The organism is Pseudoglutamicibacter albus (assembly GCF_022346425.1).
Taxonomy (GTDB): domain Bacteria; phylum Actinomycetota; class Actinomycetes; order Actinomycetales; family Micrococcaceae; genus Pseudoglutamicibacter; species Pseudoglutamicibacter albus.
The window spans coordinates 43,946-65,236 of the sequence record NZ_JAKRCW010000014.1 but is presented as its reverse complement, the minus strand read 5'-3'; the positions used below and the strand labels follow the sequence as shown (position 1 = coordinate 65,236).

General features: G+C 58.9%; 19 protein-coding genes. 10 read left to right on the top strand and 9 right to left on the bottom strand.

Annotation, left to right across the window (positions count from 1 at the left end):
- Window positions 1-295 precede the first annotated feature (295 nt).
- Window positions 296-2,758 carry an ATP-dependent DNA helicase gene (locus MHJ63_RS08645; RefSeq protein ID WP_239447174.1) on the top strand — a complete coding sequence of 821 codons (2,463 nt, stop codon included), beginning with the start codon at window positions 296-298 and terminating at the stop codon, window positions 2,756-2,758.
- Between the two features lie 246 nt (window positions 2,759-3,004).
- Here the strand turns inward: MHJ63_RS08645 and MHJ63_RS08640 are convergent, their stop codons facing one another.
- Window positions 3,005-4,186: a hypothetical protein gene (locus MHJ63_RS08640; protein ID WP_239447173.1), complete on the bottom strand. Its 1,182-nt coding sequence runs from the start codon at window positions 4,184-4,186 to the stop codon at window positions 3,005-3,007.
- 528 nt (window positions 4,187-4,714) lie between these two features.
- Here MHJ63_RS08640 and MHJ63_RS08635 point away from each other — a divergent pair.
- Complete coding sequence (locus MHJ63_RS08635) at window positions 4,715-5,308, top strand: TetR/AcrR family transcriptional regulator (protein WP_239447172.1); 594 nt, start codon at window positions 4,715-4,717, stop codon at window positions 5,306-5,308.
- Window positions 5,305-5,661: a DoxX family protein gene (locus tag MHJ63_RS08630; RefSeq protein WP_239447171.1), complete on the top strand. Its 357-nt coding sequence runs from the start codon at window positions 5,305-5,307 to the stop codon at window positions 5,659-5,661. The genes MHJ63_RS08635 and MHJ63_RS08630 overlap by 4 nt, the downstream gene beginning before the upstream one ends.
- Window positions 5,662-5,836: 175 nt before the next feature.
- Here the strand turns inward: MHJ63_RS08630 and MHJ63_RS08625 are convergent, their stop codons facing one another.
- Entirely contained in the window at window positions 5,837-6,754 is a 918-nt protein-coding gene (locus tag MHJ63_RS08625) for a 3-hydroxyacyl-CoA dehydrogenase (RefSeq protein ID WP_338110391.1), read from the bottom strand.
- A gap of 197 nt (window positions 6,755-6,951) precedes the next feature.
- On the opposite strand from MHJ63_RS08625, the gene MHJ63_RS08620 reads away from it, so the two are divergent.
- Window positions 6,952-7,587: a DsbA family protein gene (locus tag MHJ63_RS08620; protein ID WP_239447170.1), complete on the top strand. Its 636-nt coding sequence runs from the start codon at window positions 6,952-6,954 to the stop codon at window positions 7,585-7,587.
- 44 nt (window positions 7,588-7,631) lie between these two features.
- Here the strand turns inward: MHJ63_RS08620 and MHJ63_RS08615 are convergent, their stop codons facing one another.
- Window positions 7,632-9,080, bottom strand: a complete 1,449-nt coding sequence (locus MHJ63_RS08615) for an NAD-dependent epimerase/dehydratase family protein (RefSeq protein WP_239447169.1) — start codon at window positions 9,078-9,080, stop codon at window positions 7,632-7,634.
- Between the two features lie 141 nt (window positions 9,081-9,221).
- Between MHJ63_RS08615 and MHJ63_RS08610 the strand changes: the two genes are divergently transcribed.
- On the top strand, window positions 9,222-9,584 hold the full coding sequence (locus MHJ63_RS08610; RefSeq protein WP_239447168.1) for a BlaI/MecI/CopY family transcriptional regulator: 363 nt from the start codon (window positions 9,222-9,224) through the stop codon (window positions 9,582-9,584).
- Window positions 9,585-9,609: 25 nt separating this feature from the next.
- Complete coding sequence (locus MHJ63_RS08605) at window positions 9,610-10,392, top strand: M56 family metallopeptidase (RefSeq protein WP_052048479.1); 783 nt, start codon at window positions 9,610-9,612, stop codon at window positions 10,390-10,392.
- A 52-nt stretch (window positions 10,393-10,444) separates the two neighbouring features.
- Here MHJ63_RS08605 and MHJ63_RS08600 read toward each other — a convergent pair whose 3' ends face one another.
- The 3 genes from MHJ63_RS08600 to MHJ63_RS08590 are packed head-to-tail and all read right to left on the bottom strand — an operon-like array spanning window position 10,445 to window position 13,097.
- The gene (locus MHJ63_RS08600; protein WP_239447167.1) at window positions 10,445-11,707 is read right to left on the bottom strand and encodes a Dyp-type peroxidase; all 1,263 of its coding nucleotides are present in this window, start codon (window positions 11,705-11,707) and stop codon (window positions 10,445-10,447) included.
- Between the two features lie 48 nt (window positions 11,708-11,755).
- A complete protein-coding gene (locus MHJ63_RS08595) occupies window positions 11,756-12,391 on the bottom strand; it encodes a copper chaperone PCu(A)C (RefSeq protein ID WP_239447166.1) in 636 nt (211 codons plus the stop codon).
- A 25-nt stretch (window positions 12,392-12,416) separates the two neighbouring features.
- The gene (locus MHJ63_RS08590) at window positions 12,417-13,097 is read right to left on the bottom strand and encodes a copper resistance CopC family protein (RefSeq protein WP_239447165.1); all 681 of its coding nucleotides are present in this window, start codon (window positions 13,095-13,097) and stop codon (window positions 12,417-12,419) included.
- A gap of 337 nt (window positions 13,098-13,434) precedes the next feature.
- Here MHJ63_RS08590 and MHJ63_RS08585 point away from each other — a divergent pair, with 337 nt between their 5' ends.
- Window positions 13,435-14,769: a CDP-glycerol glycerophosphotransferase family protein gene (locus MHJ63_RS08585; RefSeq protein WP_239447164.1), complete on the top strand. Its 1,335-nt coding sequence runs from the start codon at window positions 13,435-13,437 to the stop codon at window positions 14,767-14,769.
- A gap of 121 nt (window positions 14,770-14,890) precedes the next feature.
- On the opposite strand, the gene MHJ63_RS08580 is transcribed toward MHJ63_RS08585, so the two are convergent.
- Window positions 14,891-16,312, bottom strand: coding sequence for a variant leucine-rich repeat-containing protein (locus MHJ63_RS08580; RefSeq protein ID WP_239447163.1), 1,422 nt, complete (start codon window positions 16,310-16,312; stop codon window positions 14,891-14,893).
- A gap of 95 nt (window positions 16,313-16,407) precedes the next feature.
- Here MHJ63_RS08580 and MHJ63_RS08575 point away from each other — a divergent pair, with 95 nt between their 5' ends.
- Window positions 16,408-17,289: a hypothetical protein gene (locus MHJ63_RS08575; protein WP_239447162.1), complete on the top strand. Its 882-nt coding sequence runs from the start codon at window positions 16,408-16,410 to the stop codon at window positions 17,287-17,289.
- Between the two features lie 92 nt (window positions 17,290-17,381).
- On the opposite strand, the gene MHJ63_RS08570 is transcribed toward MHJ63_RS08575, so the two are convergent.
- Window positions 17,382-17,696, bottom strand: a complete 315-nt coding sequence (locus tag MHJ63_RS08570; protein ID WP_415752567.1) for a helix-turn-helix transcriptional regulator — start codon at window positions 17,694-17,696, stop codon at window positions 17,382-17,384.
- Between the two features lie 280 nt (window positions 17,697-17,976).
- Here MHJ63_RS08570 and ald point away from each other — a divergent pair, with 280 nt between their 5' ends.
- Window positions 17,977-19,089 (top strand): alanine dehydrogenase, encoded by a 1,113-nt coding sequence (gene ald / locus MHJ63_RS08565; protein ID WP_239447161.1) that lies wholly within the window; start codon window positions 17,977-17,979, stop codon window positions 19,087-19,089.
- 38 nt (window positions 19,090-19,127) lie between these two features.
- Here the strand turns inward: ald and MHJ63_RS08560 are convergent, their stop codons facing one another.
- On the bottom strand, window positions 19,128-20,228 hold the full coding sequence (locus MHJ63_RS08560; protein ID WP_083285436.1) for a YeiH family protein: 1,101 nt from the start codon (window positions 20,226-20,228) through the stop codon (window positions 19,128-19,130).
- 195 nt (window positions 20,229-20,423) lie between these two features.
- Here MHJ63_RS08560 and MHJ63_RS08555 point away from each other — a divergent pair, with 195 nt between their 5' ends.
- Entirely contained in the window at window positions 20,424-21,290 is an 867-nt protein-coding gene (locus MHJ63_RS08555; RefSeq protein ID WP_239447160.1) for an NUDIX hydrolase, read from the top strand.
- Window position 21,291: the final 1 nt, after the last annotated feature.

Genomic DNA, 21,291 nt, shown 5'->3' with positions numbered 1-21,291 from the left:
GCAACATGTTCTGGAGGCAAGCAATGCAATCGAGGGAAATATCTCACAGTTTGCGTCCGACCGCGGTCTCCTCGCCCAGAACGTTCTACAATTCCTACGACACCTCGTCGAAGGGTTGATAGTGTGTGCGCACGTGCAAGACCGAACCGAAACCTACGACTATAGGCAACAGTTTCAAAATGCAAAGAAGATAGCCGCAAATGATGCTCGCTACCGCGTACTACTACGTTTCCACAGACAACTCCAAGCGAGCGTGTCCCACTACACCCCCGGGCCAGACGCCTCTAGGCGCCTAATGGCAAAGTACCTTGAATACCTATTTCGCACTCGCGAACTTGCGAAGCAAATACTCGGCCTCGACATCCTCCAAAACCTCGAGGCCTTCCCCTTTGAAGAAGATCCAGCATTACAGTCGTACTATGAGAAGATCGCTGCCCGGATCAGGGCTTCGCGACACGAATCGCTAACGGGTAAAAGTAAGCGTTACTACATCAACCGCTCGCGTCCATTTTTTGTTAATAGACAGATCTACTACGAACTTACGTTCAGTCTCGCACACAACCGGACAAGCAAGTTCGACCGCATCATTGGCTTTACCGATATTGACATTAGTAACCACTATGCTGCGACACTCGAACTGTCGAGCGACACTATCGACGTTCTTGGCCAGAAAATGCCTATCGTCATAGTCCGTAACTGGTCAGTTTCGATCCGTCCATGTGAGTTCACTAACTTCGCGCGACTTCTTGGACAAGAGATTAAGGTACACACAGGTCTTGCTGAGTATCGCAACCTGATGCACTACCTAACCAAGACACGTCACAACCTGCTCGATCTCATTGACTCACCAAATGAAACATACCACCAGGTGAAGGACCAGATCCTACCGACTGCCAGCGGCACCCCTCAGATTTTTGCTGCGCTCGATGCCGCCCGAGCAATAATCCAGCGTGACGATCCGGGAGCTCGTCTCTTACGGTATCTGCTACTACGGATGAACAACAAGATTATCAAGGCGCAATACGACAGACGCCAAAACAAGCGGCTGTCGAACCTAAACGTTTCAAACCAATGTAGACCATTCGATACCATACCATTCTGCACCTCGCCTCGGAAACATAATCCGCCGTATGCCGACCTTGCAGAAAGCATCGATTCATCTACCCGGCCACACGAGCTACTTGCAAGGCAAGTAGCCTACAACGTTGAGCAACATGGCGTTATCTATACCCCAGAAACCGACCTGGAAGACTTCGAGAATCTCGATGAGCTGATTAGGCTCCATAATCGTCTTCTGCCACCGACAGAAAATCACGCCCCCCGCAAACTTCAACGTTCCCACGGCCACGTTTTCATCACCGGATATGAGGACGGGACCGTAAAGATCATCCAACAACTCCAGGAAATCGCAGCGGACGGCCTCCCCGATTATGCACATGACGTTGCTCGATGGCTCGACGAAAATGCAAAGCTTCCAGACGATGATCCTCAAAAGATTGACGATGAAACCAAAGCCGCTTCACTGAAGAAACTTTTCATCAATTCGAAGGTAGCTCTTATCTACGGAGCTGCTGGCACAGGTAAGTCCACGATGGTGAGTCACATCGCAAAGTTCTTCGAGGATGAGCGGAAACTTTTCCTTGCCCACACTAACCCTGCCGTCGATAACTTGAAACGCCGCGTTGGCGCTCGCAATTCATACTTCAGCACAATCGCGAAACATTTGAAGGGCAACGCTGAAACGTCGGGACATTTCAGCATCGTAGTCATCGATGAATGCAGCACTGTCAGTAACGCCGCCTTCCTCGAAGTGCTCGAAAACACCAAATTCGACCTGCTGGTGCTGGTCGGGGATGTCTATCAAATTGAGTCTATCGAGTTTGGAAACTGGTTTAGCACGATTCGCTCATATATCCCGCCAACCTCGGTACATGAACTGATGCATCCGTATCGCACGACAAATGAAGGTCTCCTTTCCCTCTGGGATCGTGTGCGTGACCTTGACGACCGGATTGAAGAGTCGCTGTCAATGAATCACTATTCGAAGGAGCTGGGCGAGTCACTATTCAAGCGCAACGGCGCAGACGAAATAGTACTCTGCCTGAACTACGACGGTCTATACGGAATCAACAATGTCAACCGTTTCCTTCAGGCAAGCAACCTACACAAGGGTTATGTCTGGGGTGACGCTTCCTATAAAGTTGGCGATCCGGTGCTCTTTAATGAAATCGATCGTTTCCGCCCTTTGATTTTCAACAACATGAAAGGAACTATCGTTGCGATCAAACAGGTACCAGGAAAGATCACATTCGACATCGAGCTTGATCTCGATCGCGATGTGACTATTGCCGAGGCAAAGGAGTCAAACCTGTGCGTGGTCCGTGGCTCAGTGGTGCGCTTCGACGTCACCGAGCTTCCGAACACGGATGAGGACGATGACTCCACGACAACCATCGTGCCGTTCCAGATCGCCTACGCCGTTTCGATCCACAAAGCACAGGGGCTCGAGTTCGACTCAGTAAAAGTCGTCGTTACGGATGGAAACGAAGAAAACATATCTCATAGTATCTTTTACACCGCGATTACGCGGGCCCGGAAGAACCTTGAGATCTATTGGACTCCCGATATTCAAAACCGAGTCCTTAGCCGACTAGAAGTTCTTGAAAACAGTAAGGATGAGATTCTGCTTCAGCAACGCCGCGGCATATCTCGAATCACCAAGGTTCCGAAACGGGGGAAAACTCGAGGAAAATTATGATTGTATGGCTCCGGTTGGTTCTTGGATCTCGGTTTCTCTCAATCATATCTCCCGAGGAACTTGCCGCACGTCTCGTTCACTACCAGACAGACCCGTACCGGCTTCTCGCTTGCCGTTCATTCTCACCTTCGGTCAAGAGTCACAAGCCACATCTCCGTTATACATGTTTATTACTACCCGTTTTGTCGCCTTATGCGCCCCGCCCGCTCGCAACGCGGAGCGAGCAAAACGTTCGGTCTCTAGACATTAATTTGGCCCTGGATTCAGGAAGCATGCCGGCGCATACTGTGACAGCGACCATCTGCCTTCGTGCCATTCTGAAACACTCGCACCACTTCCATCAATGCGGACCCAACGTAACTCTGTTAGATAGGCTTCTGCATTTACAGTCAGTTTGACATCTACAAACGCGACAGCGGGTGCCTCGTGCCGCACTTGGTGGATCTCCCAGTTTTCGAGTTTTTTCTCTTGGTAAAGTAACTTTGCTTCGTTAGCGAGCTGCCCAATTGGAGTTGGCTTCGAACCAGTCTGCATAAAGTGTTGGCCCATAGGTCCCCATTGGCCTTTACTCCACCGCACAAGATAATCCGTACATACGTCATGCACGTCCGATGTGGCTCCATCGAATGATTCCCCACCGTATACACGAGGCTCCCAGCGGCGAAGCCTTACCCTTTCTACTTGTAATTCATACCACTGCCTGATCAGCTGGCCCAGCGTTGGGTTAGGGTCGGTGGAAACTTGTCGATTCCCACAGGCATCAGCCCAATCTGCAACTGCGAATAGCCTGTTCCAGGCCTTTGTCGCTACTACCTTGTTGTCATAGTTCAATAGGGCTCCATGCATGATGCCGTTGCGAGCCAGTTCAGTTGTTTCATCGACGCTCGTCTTGTAATACCCCTTGGTGAATGATTTGTGCGCATGTCTGAGCCCGAGATGATGTCCAACAACGCTATCCCAAGCGACCATGTCCTCAGACTTCCGGGCATGAAGTCCTTTCCGCTGACCGGGGTCCAGTTCGTTGACAAAGCCATCCATAACCGAAAGCAGAACGAGAACCGTGCTATAGAAGCGACCTGCTTCGTAGTCGTCTAGAGCTTTCTCCAACAGTGGAATGCGGGGTTGCATCTCGGAGAACCGATAGAGCCGCAAAAGCAACGAAGAAATTAGTTCTGGCGTTTGATAATACTCAATAAGTCGCAGATCAGCAGATTCCGGGTCGGAGTCTGAAACGATTTCAGTCATCTTTTCTAGGTTCAGGTCTCCAGTGAAGACCCAGTTACGAGGACCAAGCAAAGCGTAGAAGGCATCGACCGTATCGACGATTCTTCTATACTCCTTCTTGAGGCGTTCAAGCTCCTGGCGCATAGACTTCGGCATCAAACACTTGAAATGCATGAAGGCTTTAATCTGTTGCTCCAGTTTCATAGCTGAAGGAAGATCCCGAGCCGATCCGTATGGGGGCAACGCCTGAGAGTTGGGCATATGGCTAATGGTAACCGCCGAGGCCAGCGATTCCTGGCCAATCGAGTTCCCCGTTTTGCAAACCTTCCCGCATGCGTTAGAACTCTTCTAACAGATCAACCTCTAGCACGTATAGGTGCGTTCGGAATCGCCGCTGGACGACCGCGGTTCAACCACGATACGAGAGCACCAACCGATAAGTTACAACTAGTACTAGCTGGATTCTGCGAGTCTGGTTACCTATAGGGGCCCAACCGCGCTGATCAGAGCTTGGGGTCTGTGAGACGTGACGCGAGGACCGTCCCTCTGCCGTACCGGTCATAGGGCGGGCAATGCAGCTGAGGACTAGACAAGCTAACACAGCAAACCCGAGTTGCGCTCTAATCGTACCGATTCCTTCCAGGATGGCCTGACAGACAAAGCCCGGTACTCAAAAGATCCGATGGACAGGATAGACTGAACGTGTTCAGTGAACATGTTCAGGAGGTTTCCGTGGCCCTTACTCGGACAGAAACGCGGCAAGCAACCCGTCGCGCCGTGTTGGAAGCTGCACATCGTCTATTCGGCGAGCGCGGGTTCACATCCACGACAGTTCGCGACATCGCGCAAGAAGCCGGCGTGAGCGTCGGCACCGTCATGGCCGCCGGGGACAAAGAAGCCCTCCTCGTTGAGCTCTTCGATGACCTCATCGATCAACGCCAACAGCGCATCGACACCCCCGTCTTAGATCCCAACAAACCGTGCGGAGAGAGTGCGGTGGCCATCGTGGAGCCGTTCGTCACTCTCTTCGAGGAACGCCGCGAACTCGCCCGAACCTACGCATCGATCCTGGTGAGCGGGCGCCACACCTCCGTCGTCTTCACCGACCTCGCACGCCGACTCATCACAGTGTTCGAACAACTCATCACCGCCCACGGGTGCACAAACCCAGCAGACACACGCGGGCGGGCCGAAGCCCTTCATTCTGCCTACATCGGCAACCTATTCATCTGGGCATCCACCACCGAGCAGTCCGGCACCGACCTCCTCACCCAGCTACGCAAAGTCTTCACCGCAATCTGCCCACCTACAGGAAGCAACTCATGATCCTGATTCCCTCAGCATGGTTACCACCAGCACTCTTAGCAGCAGTCCTCCTCATCGACATTGCGCTATCAATCCGGCCGGTCCAATTTATTCGCGACTGCCTCCACGGTGTCCGCTTTCCTGAAGAATGGTGGTGGTCCCTACTCGTCATCAAGGCGCTTGCAGCAGCCGGGCTCATCGCAGGGATCTGGATTCCAGGGCTAGCCTTCGCCGCAAACAGCGGTGTGATCGCCTACTTCCTCTGCGCAGCCATAGCCCACATCCGCGCGAAAGCAACAGGCTCAGCCTTCTGGATCAACTGCCTAGGAATGCTCGCCCTGTCCTGCGCCACACTAGCGTTGAGCCTCATCTAGCTGCAGCACCTACCGCACTGCAAAGGCCCCGGGATCGTTTCGCTCCCGGGGCCTTCCGCCTGCCTGGTTCACCGCGACCAAGCTGGGGTGGTGAACTGGACGCCTACGCCGCCCCGCCTACACAACCGAGGCTACACAACCGTAGCGACCCCCGCCGAGACACCAGCCATGTGCCTCACTCAGTGAAGAACTCGTTCGGGCCTACCGGCTTGCCGTTCTCGTCATAGATGTAGAAGCCCTTGCCATCTGCGATACCACTGAACCCGGCATCGATCGCTTCCTTGAGTTTTTTACCGAAACGCTGACGGGTCTCATCCTCGGACGTGCTTGCGATGTTGGAAGCCACGTGGAAACCAACCACGTCGTACACCTCGAACGGGCCGCGTGCAAAGCCCGTTCCGAGCTTCCACGCGTTATCGATGTCCTCAGGGGTACCGACGCCGTTCATGTACAGGTCGCTACCGGCGTTGAGCCATGGGATCAGTAGCGAGTTCAGGAAGTAGCCAGGGGTTTCCTTCTTCACATGAGCGGGAACCATGCCGGTCTCCTTGGCATACGTCAGCGCCTTCTCAACGAAGGCCTGCTCCGTCTTCGGGGTCTCCATGACCTCCGCGAGGTTCTGCTTCCAGATCCGGTTCGCATAATGGATCGCGACGAAACGCTCCGGAGCGCCCGTCGAGTCAGCAAACAGCGACGGCAACAACGACGACGTGTTGGTCGCCAACAGGGTCCGTTCATCAGCCAGCTTGCCGACCTTAGTCCAGGTTTCGCGCTTGAGCTCAAGGTTCTCCGGGACAGCCTCGATGATGATGTCGACGTCGGAAACCGCCTCTTCAAGGTCAGTTGTTGTCTTGATGCGCGCTACAGCTTCCTCGAACTTCTCGTCCGTGAAGTCGGCCAGGTCCTCGCTATACCCCTTGCGCATCCACGCCCAGCGGGCTGGCAGCTTGTCGATGGATTCCTGGAACGGATCGTAAATAGTGACGTCTTTACCGTGGTAAGCGGCCTGCATCGCGATCTGCGATCCCAGCACGCCTCCACCCAGAACTGTGACAGTTGTGAACTCAACTGCGTTGTTAAATTCCGACATCATTCGCTCCTTCGCGAAGACCAACTTTACACTTATAATTTTACCCCTCCGTAGGTGCGTAGATTGCGTTTTCAACCCATAGCGAACCCAGCCGCAGGACTCATGCCGCTAAGGAATAAACCCGGTCCCGGAACCGGTTAAAACAGATGAGCTTGCCTCATACGCAAGCACTTACCTAAGGCCCCAACCGAAGGAGCGTCATGAGCACCACCGTTGACTTCTACTACGACCCCTGCTGCCCCTTCTGCTGGGTCACCAGCCGCTGGCTCGTCCGCGTCCAAGAAGACCGCGACATCACCGTCACCTGGCGCCCCTTCTCACTCGCCATCAAAAACGACGAACTCGGTAACGGTACCGCTGACCACAACGGCCGCGGGCACATCGCTGGCCACCGCGTACTGCGCGTCATCGCCGCCGCCGAAAAGAACGGTGCCGACGCCGGCGAGCTCTACACCGCATTCGGCCGCGCCTACCACACCCAAAACAGCAACATGGATGACACCCTCATCGCCACCGTCCTGGCGGACCACGGCCTTGACGCATCCCTCGCCGACGCCGCGGACGACGAGTCCTGGGACGCTCACCTCGAAGCCGAACAGCAAGCAGCGCTCGATGCGGTCGGCAACGACGTCGGCGTGCCAATCGTTCTCTTCACGAAGGACAGCGCGGAACCACAGGGTTACTTCGGGCCTGTCATCAACGCCCTGCCGAGCCGCGAAGAAGGCCTCGACCTGTGGGACGGCCTCGAAAAGCTCGCGCCGGTCCCTTCCTTCTACGAGCTCAAGCGCACCCGGCCGAAGGGTGGGCCAGACACAACCGGTACCGACGCCATCTAGCCGCGGCTAGGCAGCACACTCTGGGCGGGCTCGGTGACCTTCCCTTAGCGGAAGGTCACCGCGGCCCGCTCAAAGTTTGGATACTCAAACACAGGCCCCACCACCTCAACCGCGTTCGTCTCCGCCTTCACACCATGCAGCAGAAGCCCCGGCTCAAGTCCCGCCAACCCGCCAGCGGCACGCATCACACCAGCCGGAACCGGCAACCGAACACCCCCACCAGACTCGGAACCAAGTAGCCGCAGCGCTTCCGAAAGCCTGATCGGCTCCGGAGCCGCCGCCACCACAACCCGGTCATTCAACGCTTGGAGAGCACCAGCATCGGCCGTCTGCTCTTCCTGCATGAGCAGCGCATGCACAACAATCCGCGCCCAGTCCTCCACGTGAATCCAGGACAGCCACGGGTCCACGCTCGGCCGCACACGCGATGCCGCAACAGCCTTCAACCCTGCAAGCCCCGGCATCCCGGAACCCAGAACGGGCGCGGTCCGCACCACCACGGCATTTTCAGGTGCATCGTTCTCCCACTCACGCAACAACGCGGCCATTCCCTGAACCGCTTCCGGCGCCCAGTCCGGCGCGGTCTGCGCGGTATATACCGGCGCATCCACATCGGTAGTCAAGGCAAGGGCCGATGCGTGAACCCACCCCGTCACGCGCCTCGCCTTCCGCGCCGCCTGAGCCAGCGCACGCGCCGCCGTCAGTCTGGCCACGCGAAGTTCCGCCATCTTCGCGGCCGTCGCTTTCTTGAACATGCGCGGCCCCACCATGTTCACAATCGAAACCCCGGCAGGGTCAGCGAAAACCTCCGCCCACTCCCCAACGCTCACGCCATCCCACTGGCGCCGCGGAACCAAACCCCCGGTGCGCCGCGAACGGCTCAAAACCACCACGCGGCGGCCCCGTGCCATCAACGTGTGGGCAAGCCTGCTGCCCAAGAACCCCGTGCCGCCTGCGATCACAACCAGCGGCAACGCACGTGCGGCATCGTGATCGGCAGGCTCCGCGAGCATCTCGAAAAGGCGAGCACCAACCTTGGATAGATCGCTATCCAGCAGGCCGCCGAAAGCCGCCCCACCAGCCGCTGACCCGAGAGGCCCCTCAGCCTCGATCCGCCGCTCGACCACGGTCCCGCGACCATCCGCGGAATCAATCAGCGACCACGTGACCTTCGTGAACCCGCCAGGTTGATCCTGCTGCCACGCGAAACGCAGACCCTCATGCATCTCAACAACCCGCGCAGGGGGTGCCGTCAACGCGTGCACCGTGCCCCGCGCCACCGCGCGAGGAACCACCATGATCCGCTGCCCCACCGTCAGGTCACCGGTCTCACCCGCGGCCACATCGTCCAGAACCGTGCCATCCTCAGCCACCGGCGCGCAGCGCTGGATCGCATCGTCCACCACGGGCCACACATCCGGGGTCATCAAGGCACCCCATACGGCCTCACGAGGGACGGCAACACGAACCTGCTGTACACGCTGAAAGGTCATGAAACCAGCCTACCCACCAACAACCTAAGTTACTGTCACAGCCACAAGAACCAACGCGACATCCGATGCCACATCTTGTAGTGTTATATAGGATCGATCAGGGATAATTCCCCATAACTTCAGCAAGGAGGTGACCCAACCGTGACGCCGATTCGCGAACGCGGCCAGCTGGAACGCGAAGTCCTAGACCTTCTGCGGGAGAACAGCTCCCCCATGAGCGCCCGCCAGCTGCAAGACGCCTTCGACGAACCCACGCCGGCATACACGACGCTGATGACGGTGCTCGCCCGCTTAGAGAAGAAAGGCGAAGTCACCCGGGGCGGTCCCTCTCCACGCAAGACAACCTTCCAGGCTGTCCGTAGCGATGAAGACGCCGCGAGCCACGGAATGCTCGCAGCCCTCGGCCAAGCCAATGACCGCAAGGCGGCCCTGCTCGCTTTCGCCGGTAACCTCGATGCCGCAGACGTCGCCCTGCTTAACCAAGCGTTCAGTTCCAAGAAGTAACGCCGTTTCCTGACATACTGCGACTATGCTCTGGTGGGTTCTCACGTGCTTCGGCACCGCAACAGCGCTCGCTTTTGTAGCGCCCATCGTGCTCACCAAGGGCCACTGGCATGTTCGCCGCCCGAGGCTCGCCCTTACTCTGTGGTTCGGCGCGTTCTTCACCGGTCTTGGGTTGACTCTGCTCGGCCTCATCTTGAGCGCAACCACCGCCGTCGCCACCCCTAAAGCGGAAACCGGGCTGGAATCACTCACGCTGTCGATGCTGGCCTGGGTCGGCCTGCTCGCGCTCGGCGCGGTCACCGCGCTGATCTATACCGCGACCGAACCACTCGTGGAAATCCAGAGATCCACAGTCTCGCATCTAGAATCAGCGAGCTATCAACGCATCCAGCACCGCGACTACGAACTCATCCTCTTCCACGCCGCCGAACTGCTCGCATGCGCAGTGCCCCTCAAGCACGCGACCGTTTTCATCTCCTCCGGCCTGCGCGAAGCCCTCACAGACGCGGAACTCGACGCGGTCATAGCGCACGAACACGCCCACCTCACCCAACGCCACGGGCTCGCGCTACGCATCGCCCACGTGAACTCGATTGCCCTCGGCGCGTTACGGGCCGGCCGCGAGCTACGCCGCGCCTCACTCCTGCTGGTTGAGCTAGCCGCCGACGACGCCTCAGCCAAAGCCACGAGCCCCACCGCACTCGCAGGGGCCTTAACCACGATGGGCACGCAGCTTGGTGACGCCGGCATGCTCGCACGCGCGCAACGGCTCTCAGCTAAAGCCAACGCCAAAACAGCGGCGGCCTAGCCGCGCTGGAGGCCTGGCCTCGCTGTGCGCTCCAGCGGCGGCCTGAGGACAGTTACGCGAAGAGGGTTTCGCCGATGAACCCGCCGTCTTTGCATCCTGGCGGGATCGCGAACACTGCCGAGCCGATGTGGGTGATCCACTCGTTGAGCAGATCAAGCTCATCAAGCCGCTTCTGTAGCGGCGCGTACTGGGTCACAGGGTTGTGCTGGAACGCGGTGAAAATCAACCCGGAATCTGAGACTTCGGTCCCGGTGGGGTGCACGTCGTAGTTATAGACGCGGCGGAAGATCCGCTCGTGCGGGTTATCCGAGCGTGCCCGGCGGATGTGCGCGAAGTCCGCGATCACCGGGAACCCGGCCGCGTTGTTGGCCTCAAAGTCAGGTTCGTCGTGCTCCTTCTGGCCCGTCAACGGGGCGCCGGAAGCCATGCGGCGGCCTACAGAGGCTTCGCGGCCATCGCGGTCCAGGCGGTCCCACTTATCCAGCATCATCTCGATGCGGCGGATCACCAAGCTCGTCCCACCATCAAGCCAGGCAGGGTTCGCCTTAGGCCCTTCCCACACGACGGAAGCGAAATCATCCGTCTCCGGCGCCATATTCACGGTGCCGTCCAGCTGCCCGAAAAGGTTGCGCTGCGTGTGGGTGTCTTTCTGCGATCCATAGGCGCGCCGGAACCCCTGCTGAACCCACGCGACATCCATAAAATGTCGCGAGTCCTTGAGCAACATGCGGGTTGCGTGAGCGACCGTCACCGGATCATCCGCTGCCACCTGAATCAGGAAGTCCCCGCCAGTCCACTCCGGTTTCAGGGTGTCACGTTTGTATTTCGGCAGCGGCTTGAGCCAGTCCGGCATGACCTTCGGGTCAGGGTTGATCCGCTTGACCATCTCAGAGCCGAAACCGAACGTCACGGTGAGCCGCGAGGGATAGAGCGCGAGCTCCGGCTCCGTATCCGCCAACGCACCGTCACCCTGCGTGAGGCGGGACGCATCGTCGGTAAGAATATTCAGCATCCGGTGGAGACCTTCGCGGTCCGCTGTCTTCTTCAGCGTCAACCCCACCAGAGTCTGATGCGCCTGCGGGTACATCTCGATGCCGGCTTGGTGTTTGCCATAGAACGGTAGCTTCTTGACGCCTTGGATGACGTCAGCATCCGCGAGAGCTTCTTGCCTCGCCTGATCTTCTCGATTGCTTGCGAACGCATCGACGCCGACAACGGCCGCAGCTCCCGCTACGGTCGCGGCACCCCCGAAGAGCAATGAGCGGCGTGATAAGCCACCCCGACCTTTCTGGTCGTCTTGTTCCGCGTGGGTCATACGTGCCTCATCCTTTCTGTCGACGCCGATGCGTAAGCAGGAAGGAACTTACTTGTCCTTCTTGTCTTCCTTGTCACCGTGATCATGGTCGCCGTGGTCGTGGCCGCTGTGATCGCTGTGCTCGTCCTTGTCCTTCTTATCGGACTTATCACCGTGTCCACCGTGTTCGCCGTGGCCGGCGTGGTCGTCATCGTAGTTTTCGTTGGCGCCGGTGAATTCCTTGGCTGGGGCCTCAATGTCGAAGCTTTCGCCGTCGGTGGTCTTGAGGGTGATCTTGATCGTGTCACCCGGCTTGATCTCCTTGGACAAGCCCATGAACATCAGGTGGTCAGCGCCTGGCTCGAGAGTGATGCTCTTGTGTGCAGGAACAACGAAGCCGCCTTCCTTCTCCTGCATCTTCTTGCTGCCATCCGGGGTGTCGATGACCTCGTGCAGCTCTACCTTCTTCGCGTACTCGCTGGTTGCGGATTCGATAGTGACGTCTTTATCAGTCTTGTTCTCGATGACGCCGAATGCGGCGGTCATGCCTTCAGAGGCCGCCTTTACCCAGGCGTCCTTGGCTACGAGCGCTTCCTGCGAGGCCTCCTGCTTGGTCTCTTCCTTCTTCGTGTCACCCGAGCATGCGGACAAGCCGAGAAGAGCAGCTGCACTCAGTGCGATTGCGGCGGAAATACGACGGTTCATGATGGTCCTTTACGAAGGTTGTGCCTCAGTTAGTTTTTTGGCCTCGGCTGGCGAAATACCAGACGGCCAGACCCGCTATCACAACGCCTGCGCCGGCGGCCGCGATAACCCAGACAGGGACACCAGATTCCTTCTCGGAATCAGCGCTAGCTGAGGCTTCGGCAGCACCGTCATAGATACTGCCGCTATCGACGTCCTTACCGTCAAGGGCAGGAACCTTGGGCGCGTCAGTGACATCACCTACAGAAAACGGGATAGTCCCCGAGATGGGGTGTCCATCCTCAGAAACCACACGCCACCGGATTTCGTAGTATCCATCCGGCAGTTTCCCATCCAAGGGCTGGGTGACTTTGAAGTCCTTGATCTTCGCGTCAAGGCCCTCAGCGTGGTTCTTCTGTTCGGCATCCACCACCATGATCATGGTGCCCAAATCCATGGGGCGCCCCGAGAACTCAAGCGTGATGTCCTGCGGAGCCTGATCAAGTGCCTCTTGGCTGGCAGGGGTGGAGTCAACCAAACGGTCATGAGCGTGCGCGGCTGGCGCACCAAAGACCGAGGCGATGAGCAGCAACAGCGTGAACGCCACCGCACCTAATGCGACGGCACGGCGCTGTGCACCGACAGAAGAGGCCGATGCAGCGACAGCAGAGCCCGGTGTAGCGACGGGCGCCGGTGCAGCGGTAGACCTCGCTAGTGTGCGCGTCATGCTTTCGATCTCCCCCATGAGCTATACGTGCTTGAACACTGTGATATCGAGTACGCACCTAACTCTACAAGATGTAGTCGCTAATTCCTATTGGCTGTCGCATCAGCGCAGTCACCAAACCCGCGTAGCCACCAGTTCCACGCAGATCATTGAGGCGCACACCTACAGGCTTAATTATGGAGCATGCCTCGAACGGAAACCTGTTTCACGCTTGTAATATAGAGTTGATTATTTGGCAAGCCCTCGTTCATCTAGGGCTCCAAGGCCGTTACCTACCCCATCATGTGCGCGCCCTCATTGTGAGTGAGCCCTCGTTCTACGTTTATGCAGGAGTCCTGTGGAAAAGCAGCTGAAGAAGTTCGCCCGTAAAATTTTCCGGTCCAAAGCCTGGAAAGCCTCCAGCCAGTGGCTGCGAGGCACCCGCGACTACAACCTGACCGCTAAAGAGTACGCAGACTCCGCCGCTCCGGAAGCACAGATCCTCGCATACTTCGGCGATACCCGCGCCAAGCTCTACCAGCTGCGCCAGTGGATCCCCGTGCTTGAAGAGCTCAACGAAACCGTACCGACCGCGATCTTCCTGCGCCGCCCATCGGCCATTAAAGCGGTAGAAGAAATGACGAGCCTACCGGTCGTCTACCGCGGCAGCTTCGACCGCATGATCAGCTACTACGAAGAACACAAGCCAAAGCTGTTCCTCTACGTCAACAACGGCCGCTCCAACTTCCAAACCCTCAGCTACGCGCCAGCCGTGCACGTGCACATCAACCACGGCGAATCCGACAAGCTCTCGATGGTCTCCAACCAGGCGAAAGCCTACGACGCCGTCTTCACCGCCGGCCCGGCCGCGCTACGCCGCCACCGCCGCGCACTCATCGACTTCGACGAATCCAAGCTCATCTCCGTCGGCCGCCCACAGCTGGACCTCGACTACGAGAACGAACTGCCAGAAACCACCCTGCGCACCATCATGTACGCACCAACCTGGCAGGGTGAAAACGACAACAACAACTACACCTCGATCGACTGCTACGGCCCACAAATCATCGAAGCCGCCCTCGCAACCGAAGGCACCCGCGTAATCTACAAGCCACACCCACGCGTGGCAGGGGCACGCCAGGCCGACATGAAGGCAGGCCACCGCCGGATCATGGAACTCATCGAAGCCGCAAACGAAGAAGGCGGCGAGCACCTCGTGTTGCGCAACGGCAACATCCTCGCGATGTTCGCTGACGTTGACCTCATGATCACCGACATCTCCAGCGTGGGCCTGGACTTCCTATACCTCAAGGCCGACAGCCCGATGCTGTTGACCGACCGCCGCACCAACCGTAAACAGCTCACCGACGAATCCCCGGTCGCCTCCGCTGTACCAGTGATCGACGCAGACACCGTGGACACACTGCCTGAGATGATCGCCGATGCGCTGGCCAACGGTGGCGATAAGGACGCCCGCGCTGAAGCCCGGGCACTGTACTTCGGTGACTACGGCGTCGGCGAATCCCGCGTCGCTTTCATCGACACCGTGCAGCGGCTCATCGCTGAACGCGCGGAGAAACTCAAGCACCTCGACCTCCCTGCAGCCACCGCAGCCGAAGCCGGAGACGACCCAGAGGAAGACAACCTCGAAGGCGAGAACACGGCCGGTGACAACACGGCCGAAGAAGACTAGGCCACAGCAAGTCCAGCCCCAACCGGGCGAGGACTTACAACACAGCAACGCCCCGGGGCTATTGACTGCACCCCGGGGCGTTGCTGTATCGCTGTAGCTCTGTGACTCTGTGGCTTTGCGGCTAGTACGTGATGAAGTGGGAGCGGCTCAGGAATACACCGCGCCCGGTTTTGCTGTTCCAACAGGTGAGGCCGTGCTCTTCAGAGACGCACACGAAATCACCGTGGACAACGGATTCGCCGTATCCGAGCTTCTGACCCTTGAACCCGTCTTCACAGCCGTTCTTCTCGAAGCAGAACTTACCTTCGTGGGAGCCGCCGTAGCTCGCCAAAGACTTGTTGGCACCCAAGAACACGTACGGGGTGGTGCCTTGCTTAGGTTTCGGGTTCGCGGCTACCGGCGCCCGGTCCTTCCACGACTTCACGGAGCACGCGATCGAGTCGCCAGCATCCCCGCTGTCATCGTCACTGTTTTCACGCAGGCGAATGTCACAACCGATATTGCCGGTCGGGGTCATGACCGAGGCGATCGTCATACCGTCCTTCTCGACCGTGGCCTGCGGCTGCTGGGCATCATCCGGGGCGGGGCCGCGAGCACCCGCATACACCTGCGGCGGCAACGGAGTCTGGTCCTTCTCCTCAGATTCTTCCTCATCCTTTGCGGGCTCGTCGCTCGGCTCCTCGGATGGGCTCGCGTCCGTGGCTTCAGCGACCGTATTCGGCGCGGGGTCCTTGTCTTTATTGCCTCCAAAGAGAGTTGTCGCCGCAAAAACCACGGCAACGATCGCCAAGACCGCCACAATCACGATGGGCAACACGGCCCCGGAACGGCGGCGCGGCTCTCGATCTTCCTCAACATATTGGTCTTCCTCAACATATTCGTCGGAGTGATCATCGTAGGAATCCTCCGGCGGATAAAAGCCCGCGTACCGAGTGGGTTGCTGTGGAGCAGGTTGTTGGGCTGGTTGCTGCGGGTTTGAAAATTGTTGCGGGGCCGCTGCCGCTTGGGCGTTGAACTGCTGGGTTGCTTGCGCATCCCCGGACTGCTGGGCGCCGTATTGCCCAGCCCCATACTGCTGCGGGTTGAACTGTTGAGTAGCTTGATCGTCATGCTGCTGAGCATTGAACTGCTGCGTTGCTTGATCATCAAACTGTTGCGCAGCACCGTATTGCTGAGCCCCATACGACTGCGGGCTGTGTGGTTGAGCGTTGTGTGGCTGAGCTGGCGGGTTGGGAGGCATGTCCCCCACCGCCGCATCCTCTGGGTTGACCGGCGGCAGGATCGGGGAAAACACAGGCCCTTCGGCTGGGCGAGGAGGCTCGCTGACGGCCTGCATGTGCTGCGTAGCCTCAGCGTCAGAGGCGTCTGCCCCAGGGATTTCGGCGAGGATCTGAGCCACCAAACCGGCGGGGCAGTTCGGGTGCATGAAGACCTGGCTCCTCAGCTGAGGATATTGCTCAGCGATACGAACCAGTTCATCAGCAGAAAGTTGCGGATCTTGCAAACGCGAACGCGCCTCGTCCATCTCCCCATCCTCGAACACGACGTCAAAAACTCCTCAGCTGTGCTATTCACACAGCTAAAGAACAGTGCAAACATTGATTGTAGACTGTTTCGCCCCGCCCTGAGGAGAGCACTATGAACAGCCAGAACCCTCAACAGTCGGCGCCACCATCCTCCACCCCACCCGCTCGCGAGCAGAAACGCTCAGCCCGAGTGATAGCGATTGTGAGCGCCGTGGTCGCGGTTCTCGTGTTGATTGCGGGGATCATATGGATCGTGGTTCGCGGCGGATCCGAGGACAACGCGAAACAGCCTTCATCTGAAAACCCAGCCGCCACAACAACCGTTGAAAGTGGCGGACCTTCACACTCAGATGGTCAACCCTCAGCTACGGACACCACGTCAGAGGACCCCAGCGAGAACGGCGCTAGCGACGACAGCAACGAGCCCGGGGCCGACGACCACGGCGGCAACGAGCAGGGCGGCGACTCGGACAGGAAGCCTGACACGGGCGTGGACGTTCAGGCCGGGAAACTACCGAAAGCTGGGGCGCCTGCCCCACGCTCCGCTATCAAAGCGGAACGCACCCGTCAGGTACGCGGCAGCCTCGTTGCCTCGATCCAGGTACCGAGCGGCAACATCGGATGCAACATCTATAAACCTGAGTCAGACCAAGACCGCATGGGCAATCAGCTGATGTGTACCGTCGACTCCTGGAAAACCAACCCGCCTAAGAACTTCAGGGAAGAAGCCCCGCACCACACCCCGGATGACGATGCGATGGTCGCGATCACGGAAGCTGACCGGAAACCGTTCTACGGAAGCGCTCGTGTAGAAGACAAGTGCTACAAAAAAGACGTGTGCGAGAAAGGTTTCGAAGGCCAGGTGCTCGAATACGGGACCGCCGTGAAACATGGAGACTACGTATGCCAGTCCGAAAAGGCCGGCCTCACGTGCTGGAACACCAAGACCGGCCGCACAGTATTCATGAGTAAAGAAGACCTCCGCGTTTTCTAACGACGGAGGTCTTCTGTGCTGGCTAAGCCCAGCGGTTTAGCTTCGGGGCTCAGTGCTCGGCCGAGTCTCTGTGCTTAGCCGAGTCTCAGTGCTTAGTCGGCGAATTCGTCAGCGAGTTTATCCATCGCCGCGGCTTCACGGGTGTATTCATACTGCCGCTGAATGTAGGACTCGAGCTCGTCGCGTTCGATGCGCCAAATGCCGCGGCCACCAACCTTAATGGCTGGTAGGGCGCCTGTTCGCACCAGCGAGCGGGCCTGCTGCATGCTGACGTTTAACTCATCAGCTACGTCCTCTAGACGTAGGAAACGAGGCTGTTTTTTCTCCATATGGTTCTCCCCCAAACGGTTCTCCACAAGCTCACAACTATCCCCGATGGACAGGTCATCGAACAGATGTGGATGCACCCCACCAGGTCTTTCTTATGGAATTAGATACAGAATATCACCGCCAGGCGCCAGCAAGAAAGAGCTAACAGCATAAAAGGGAGGCAAAGCGGGCACACAGCCAGGCGCGGCGCTTCAAGGTGAATGTGACCGCCACATTAAGGCATGATGTGTGTGATAGGTCACAGCTTTACTATGGCCACTCCACGGACCACATTTCGAACAGTCGCAGCCTAAACAGCCACAGCCTAACCAGACACAACCCAAGCAGATACAACCCAACTATGAGTACGGAGTCCACATGCGCATCGGTGTCCCCACTGAAGTCCTCAACAACGAGTCCCGCGTAGCGGTCACTCCTGCCGGGGTATCCGAACTCGCGGCTCAAGGCCACGAGGTCCTGGTCCAGTCCGGCGCTGGCATCAACGCAGGCCATAGCGATGACGACTATACGGCCGTGGGCGCGCAGATCGTCGCGGACGCCGAACAGGCGTGGGCCGCCGAACTCGTCCTCAAAGTCAAGGAACCACAGCCGAGCGAATACAGCCTGCTACGTAAAGACCAGGTGCTGTTCACCTACCTGCATCTTGCCGCATCGCGCGAATGCACTGACACTCTGCTAGAAGCCGGCACCACATCGATCGCATACGAGACCGTGACCCAGGGCCGCACGTTGCCGTTGCTCTCCCCGATGTCCGAGGTGGCGGGCAGGCTTTCTGCGCAGATCGGGGCCACACTCCTGCAACAGCCAGCTGGCGGCTCAGGCATTTTGATGGGCGGCGTTCCAGGGACGCGGCCAGCGAAAGTTGTGGTGATCGGCGCCGGAAACGCTGGGGAACAAGCCGCACGCACAGCCCAAGGCATGGGTGCAGAGGTCACGATCGTGGACATTTCCGCATCCCGCCTCCACGAGATCGACAACCTCGCCCGCGGCCACATCAAAACCATGGCCTCAACCAAGCTCGCAATCGCCGAACTCGTGAAAGATGCTGACCTCGTGATCGGTTCTGTGCTCATCCCGGGTGCGGCTGCGCCGAAGCTCGTGACCCTCGACATGGTCAAGACGATGCGTCCAGGATCGGTGCTCGTGGACATCGCGATCGACCAGGGCGGGTGCTTCGAAGGATCCAAACCAACCACGCACGACAACCCGACCTACCGCGTGCACGACGCTCTCTACTACTGCGTGAGCAACATGCCCGGCGCCGTCCCACAAACCTCAACCGCAGCACTCACCAACGCGACACTCCCCTACGTAATGCAGCTAGCGAATAAGGGCTGGCAGGATGCACTCGCGGCCGATGAGGGCTTCGCATCCGGACTCAACACCTACGACGGGAAGGTCACCAACCGCGGAGTCGCCGAGGCACACGGAATGGACTTCGTGGCTCCCGCAGACGTGCTCGCAGGCTAGGAACGGGTCTACAAACTGGCGGTCGGCGCCGCGCCATACTAACTGAGCGCCGGTGCCGCGCCGAGCGCGATGCACACGATCACAACGAGGATGATCACCACGCTCGAACCCGCACCGAGAAGCAGTGGGCGGCCGCCGAGCTTCATGAGCGATTTCACGTGAACGCCCAGACCGAGCGCGAACATCGCTGAAGCCAACAGGAATGTTTGGGCGATCTTCGCGACATCCAGAACCGGTTGCGGCACGATGTGCAGCGACGCGATCACAACCATCACGATGAACCCGAGCACAAACAGCGGCATGATCGGCGGGAGCTTGACCTCCGCATCGGCGCTATCTGCGCTACCGTCTGAACCGTCTACGTTGCCGCCGGTGCCGCTAGCTGTGGCGCGGGCCGCGCTTGCGTCTCGGCGAGCGCTGAGCGATACGGCGGCGATCATCGGGGCGAGCATCAGGACTCTTGCGAGCTTGACGGTGACGGCGGTGGATAGGATGACGCCGCCTCCTGCGATACCGCCTGCCGCGACTACTTGGGCGACTTCGTGGACGGAACCGCCGATGAACATGCCGGCGGCGGCATCGTCATAGCCGAGTAGCTGCGCCAGAAGTGGAGCGATGGGGATCATGAGCGTCCCGCACACTACGACCATCGCGACCGCGGCAGCAACGAACTCTTGTTTGGCGCGGGTAACACCTTGCATTCCGGCGACGGCCGCGGCGCCGCAGATCGAGAAGCCTGCGGCCATTAGCATCCGTAGGTCTTTTTCGATGCCGAGCGCCTTACCGAGCCCGAGGGTCGCAACGAATGTGATGGCCACTGCAGCGACGGCGACCACGATCACGCCCCAGCCGAGGCTAGCGATCTGGGTGACGGACAGTTGCAGGCCAAGGAGCACGACCCCTAGCCGCAAGACCCGTTTAGCGGCAACCGCGATGCCGGGATCGAAGACTGCGGGCACTGGGGCGAGGTTACGCCATAGAGCGCCGAGCAGGATCGCGATCAGCATGACCGGGATCGAGGCGTTCAACGCGCCCAATCCGATACACACAGCCCCCACCGCGAACGCGAGTCCAAGCCCCCACCACACTGACGGTTTCGCAACCGTGCCGTTGCTCTGTTGGGCTTGGTTCCTGGCCACGTGACGCTCCTCGTTAGGTAGGCGGGCTTGAAGTATGTCGCACCCTTCAGGCTAGACCCTGCCCCACCCTGTATCCACAGACTCGGTTCATGATTGCGCAGAAACACTAGACTCAAGACAACACTGAATTCAGGCAAGCACCAGACACAAGGCAAGCGTCCAGCCGCATGGTAACGATGAGAGAAAGGCCCCGATGTGACTTCTTCGACGTCCGCTTCGACGTCCGCGTCAGCTAAAAACTCTGCGTCAGTACTGCTGGTCCGCCCCGCCTCTGAGGCGAGCAGCGGCGTTGAGGTGTTCGTGCATGTGCGTGCCAACAGTATGGAGTTCGCGCCGGGCGCCGTGGTGTTCCCTGGCGGCGGCGTTGATCCGAGCGACGCTGACGGCACTTCAGCCTGGGAATTGCCGGCGCCGCTTGCGGCATCACTGACAGATGACGCGGCAGAGGCGTCCGGGATTTCTGCGGCTGAGCGCGGCCGCCCGGTCGCCCCACAGACCCTTGTTGCCGCGGCGGTGAGGGAAACCTTCGAAGAATGCGGGGTTCTGCTCGCCCGCCCAACCGAGGAATCCACCAGCCCGGGGCTGCATCCTGAGCGGGAGGCACAGCGCCGAGCGTTGGAGGAGCACCGCATCGGGATCGATCAGGCAATCACAGCGCTCGCTGCGGTCCCCCACCTGGAGAGCATCGTGTGCGTTGACCGTTGGATCACCCCCGCCAGCCTGCCGAAACGCTACGACACCCGGTTCTTCGCAGCGGTACTCCCTGAAGGGCAGATAGCCGATGGCCACACGAGCGAATCCGTAGACAGCTTCTGGATCCGGCCCGAGGAAGCGCTACGCCGCTATAAGGAAGGAACGCTTATGGTGATGGCGCCGACGTGGGCGCAGCTTATTCGGCTTGCGCAAGCCGAAACCGTCGAAGACGCCCTGAAGCCCGCCGCCACAGGCGTCACGATGCCGCGCATCATCAAAGAACCCGGCGCGAAACCAGGTGCTAAGACGCGCATCGCGTTCTGGGGCGAAGAAGCCTACCTTGCAGCCGGCAAACCCATCTACAGCTAAC